General features: G+C 57.3%; 4 protein-coding genes and 1 pseudogene. 2 read left to right on the top strand and 3 right to left on the bottom strand.

Features of this window, described 5'->3' with window-relative positions; translation table 11 throughout:
* The 3 genes from QZ964_RS04525 to QZ964_RS04535 all read right to left on the bottom strand — a co-directional run.
* A partial coding sequence (locus QZ964_RS04525) for a DUF3141 domain-containing protein (RefSeq protein ID WP_292529218.1) occupies positions 1–727 on the bottom strand: 727 nt, incomplete at its 3' end.
* Entirely contained in the window at positions 724–1194 is a 471-nt protein-coding gene (locus QZ964_RS04530; RefSeq protein ID WP_292529220.1) for a hypothetical protein, read from the bottom strand. The genes QZ964_RS04530 and QZ964_RS04525, both read right to left, overlap by 4 nt.
* Positions 1195–1328: 134 nt before the next feature.
* A complete protein-coding gene (locus QZ964_RS04535; protein WP_292529221.1) occupies positions 1329–1868 on the bottom strand; it encodes a cytochrome c in 540 nt (179 codons plus the stop codon).
* Between the two features lie 1803 nt (positions 1869–3671).
* Here QZ964_RS04535 and QZ964_RS04540 point away from each other — a divergent pair.
* Positions 3672–4109 (top strand): hypothetical protein, encoded by a 438-nt coding sequence (locus QZ964_RS04540; protein ID WP_292529223.1) that lies wholly within the window; start codon positions 3672–3674, stop codon positions 4107–4109.
* Positions 4110–4192: 83 nt separating this feature from the next.
* A pseudogene (locus tag QZ964_RS04545) lies at positions 4193–4397 on the top strand (hypothetical protein); the annotation flags it as partial.

Here is a 4397-nt window from a genome sequence, read left to right on the forward strand (position 1 = left end):
CGAGTCGCGCCGGGTTGACGCCCGATTCCCCTGCCCAATAGGACAGCGGCGATCCATTAAGAACGGCGGGTCCAACGAGGCCCTGGCAGTCGGCCGCAAGCAAGGCGATCGCCCAGCCGGCCTGGCAGTTGCCGTAGAGCACCGGTCGTTTGCCGGGATGGCGCCTCGCGATCTGTTCGACGAAGCGCCGCAGCGCGTGCAGCACGTCGGCGAGGGTCTGGCCGTCGCAAGGCTCGGGAAAGAAGATCACGAAATAGACCGGATGCCCTTCGAGCAGCGCCATTCCCACTTCGGACTCGCGCTTGAATCCGCCGATGCCTGGCCCGTGGCCAGCGCGTGGGTCGACAATTATGACGGGCGCCTTTTCCTCGTTGACGCAGTCGCTTGCGCGACAACCCTGTGCCTCGGTGATGCGTAGCAGCGCGTAATTGGCCGGTTTCTCGAAGGCGCGCGCGTCGAGGAGCAGCTCCCATTTGAAGTTGAGGAGGGCCGGCAGGCCAAGCCGTTCGTGTTCGAGAAAATTGTCTGCGCGCTGGCGCAACGTGTCCCAAAAGAGAATGCCCCGTTCGATAACATCGTACTGGTAGGCAAGGAAACTGGCGAACGAATCGCTTTTCGCTTCAGCCGAGGCCGCCGGAATGACGCTCACGTCGGCGCCCGCTTGCACGAGGGAAGAGAGCGAGCTCTCACCCGTTCTCTCGTCGCCGACCTTGTTGGTGGAAGTCATTGCCGTAATCCTTTAAGAACGCGTCCGCCAAGGCGGAACTGCTCAAAGCTGACAGTTTGCCAACGAACGCCTGCATGTTGTCCATACAGACCCCGTGGGAATCTCCGAACCGTTCGAGTGAGTCCCGTTCCTTGCGCGCCAGACGCGCGCAAATTTAAATCATCACGGGCGACATAACGAGTCGTGATCGAGCGGTATTCGCGAAACTGTCCGATCTCAGGATCGAGACGACCGAGGAGGTTGCCCATCTGCCTAGTGTACCAGATCGCCCTATCGCTCGTTGCGAGAGAAACGTACGGGTGCGAGCCGGAGGTTGGCACGCGCCATTCCTTGAAGGCTACATGGATGTCTCGAACAACGACGCTTGCGATCGAAGCGTCGCTTCGGAAGCTATTTCCAATCGGCGAAACAACGCTGATTGCGACCGCGAGGGTCAGCAAAACTCGTCTTTTGCGGGATAGCAGCATTTTTTCTTCTCGAGGCTCCGTCGAGAATTAGCGCCCAACTTTCCCCTTTCAATCTTGCTGGACTATAGCAGCGCCTACGCCAAATTCTTTCGACTTGCGATTTCATCTTTCTTCGAGTCGGCTTTCCCGGCCACTTATTGGTGATGGTGATCTTGCTCATTCTCTGAGGATTTTCCGATCTCGGCCTCCATCGCCTTGAATTGTTCGGCGGAGAGTCGAGGTAGGCGCCGAACGAAGGCCACGATATTCCATATCTGCTCGTCCTGATGCGTGGGCCCGAATGCGGGCATTGCGGTCATTTTGACGCCATTCTTGATGATCCAAAACAGCTCCGCGCTGCTCCATCGCTCTGAAGTTTCGGCGAGGTTCGGAGGCTCCGGTCGCAGGCCTTTGCTGATGTAACTGCGCTCTTTCCCCGGCGCGCTGTGGCAAATGACGCACATGTCGTCATAATTCTTAAATCCCTTTCTCGCCTGATCCTCGCTCCATGTTTCCCGCAACTCGTTCCCCGCATGGACGCGCACCGAATTACGCATGGTCCAATTCAAAATGACGCGCACCAACGCCGTGTGAGGCGCGGTTGCGGCGACGTTGTAAACGCCGCTGACGATGACGAGAAAAGCGCCGAGCGCGCTGACGATGAACGCTGTCACGAAACCAGTAAGAAACTTCATGGCGCACCTCCCCGACAGTCATTTTTGAAAGGCATAAGGTACAAATCTAGCGACTGACGTCGCAGAATCTATGAGGATGCATCAATGAGCGGCGCTGGCGACTGCGCGCATGCTCTTCCCCGTTTGCCGCAGGAGTGGCCCGAGGTACAGCAAGGGTTAAGACGGCCATGGCGGAAGCCGCGGCACAGCGCATGCCATGGGCTGTGCGACCTACCGTACTGGCCGGACGATCATGAAAGGATCGGTGTCGGGCGATTTGATACGCCATTGGTAACCGGCGAATAGACCATCAGCCGACAGTTTGCTTTGCGCATTATGCTTAAGAACTTCGACGCCTCTATGCAGAGCCACGATGAGCGTGCCGTCGATTTACGCGTTCGTCCCAGTGAGTTGACACGGGGAAGTTGCGTTCGGACGGGAACCTCCAATTGCGATGGCGCCGTCAGGTCGCGGCCTGAACACCTTCATTTCGCGAGACGGGAAGAACGACGATTCCCCCTTGGCGCGAGAGCGCTCCAAGATAACCGCATAGCGCCTCCGGCCCAGATAGTCGGCTTTTCGAAAACCCTCATGACGCAACTGAACGGTGGCGTCATTGAGTTGCGCCTCCATGTGCGCATCCGGGCACCCTCGTTCTGACTGTATCAGCGCAGGCGGGACGCCATCGTAAGAATAGGTGTAACTTCCATCGGCGTGAATTTCGACTTTCGCATCGAATTGCTCCGGGGCGAGCGTTCGAAAGAAGTTGTGCATTTCAACCCCCGTACTCATTCAAGCCCATTTAGGGCGATATCCACTGGGGGGACGGTCGAACGTGCCCCGAATTGTTCTGAGCTGAGCTACAGGTCGGCCAGAGCGCACCTCATGGGGGAGCGAGATAACAATCCTCGTTTTGTCCGTCACGCCGTGATCCACAGATTGCTGAGCCGTGTGTTTCAGAGTGGATAAAAATATAAAGACGGGCAGCGGATTCACTGCACATCCGGGGCCGCCTTCGAACTCAAGGCCGACGGGCCGGTTCCACCGACCAGAGCAATGTTGCGTTGGCGATGAAGGAGCCGCCAGCTTATGGCGGGCTGGAAAAGCACCGCGACGCTATCGCTCGGTTCGGAACGGGAATTAAGGGCATCCAGGCCATTTCACGAGTACTGTAACACCAAAGGTAACGGGCTCGGTTTCGCCCGCGTCTCGACCGTGCGGCGAACCCCGAAGCACGGCTCGAACAACTGAAGACCGCTGGCTGCGCGATCATCCATCGGGAGAAAGTTTCGGGCGCGAAGGCGGATTGCAAGGATTTGGGGAGCTTCTCAAGTTCCGTGCTTCTGGCGACGCTGCGGTGGTGACCAGGATCGAACGCCCGCTCGACTTTTCGAGTCGTTCGCGATCGTCAAATGCATCGTGGGAGTGGGGGCAGTCCTGGAGCTCGCAGAACCATGGACGGACACCTCCATAAGCACGGACGGCGGATGATCGGCGCACTAAGCGGCCTGGCCGACGTGGAGCCTGACCTGATCCGGAATTTCTCGGCCCAGCCGGTCCGACGTCGGGGTGACTGAGTTCGTGCGTCGCAAGGCCTTCGAGTCGACCGAAGCCGAAGTTCCCAGTCGGCCTGACCCCCGTAGCAGTCAGGCTTCTCGGCCGGCTCGCTCTCAAGAAGGATTGTCAGGGAAAGGAGGCGCTGCGTCCCCCGCGCCCGATGAAACGCAATAACAGAGAACAATATATCTGATTTTGGGAAGCCTCTCTCACGAACTCACATACCTTTTTCGCCAGAGAGCGAGGTCGCATCGGAGACGGAGGTCCTTGGGTGCACCGATGATCGCCACGTATTCGGAAGCTCATCGACGACTGAATCACCTTCTTGGATTCTTCTTCGTTAGCTGCGCGGCAGAGCTTCTCCTTGGCGTCATCCATCGCAATTGGTGGTTTGCAGCTGTTTGGTTGGTGGCGGGATCGATAGACGGTGTAATTAGAGTCTCGGTAAGCCAGAGCGCTGTCACTCCCAGCACCCCCGAAAACAATGAATTTGCCAATGAGCTTGCCGACCAACGTGCATTCACCGGCAAATTTCTGAAGTTCACCAGCCTACTCGCGGCGACTGTTCTGGCAGCTGGGTTCGCACTTGGGAATCCGTGGTGGGGCAACCTGCTCGCCGCCGTTATTACATGGTTCGCAAGCATGTTCGGCATACCGCTGCTATGCGCCCCTCAAAAAAATGGAGAGAGGGACGAAGTCGAATAGCAATCTTTGCAGCTGACCAAAACTATTGATTGATTTCAGTCAGTGGTTATTCCTTCGCATTTACCAGATTTTGAGGGATCATGATGGTCTGGACAAAAATCACCCAGTGGAAATATCGGCGTGACAGACTGCGTTACGCAAGTCTGCTGAGTGGGCATTGTTTGAGCCAATGTCGCCACCGGCGTCCACGTGAAACCGATTTGAAATCGGTTGTGAATGCGATCCTTGTATATGGCTTTCACGGGTTGCCAAGGGCGGCAATGCTCAACCCCTTGCCGGCGATCTCGT

Origin of the sequence: Methylocystis sp. (genome assembly GCF_021731785.1) — a bacterium.
Classification (GTDB): domain Bacteria; phylum Pseudomonadota; class Alphaproteobacteria; order Rhizobiales; family Beijerinckiaceae; genus Methylocystis.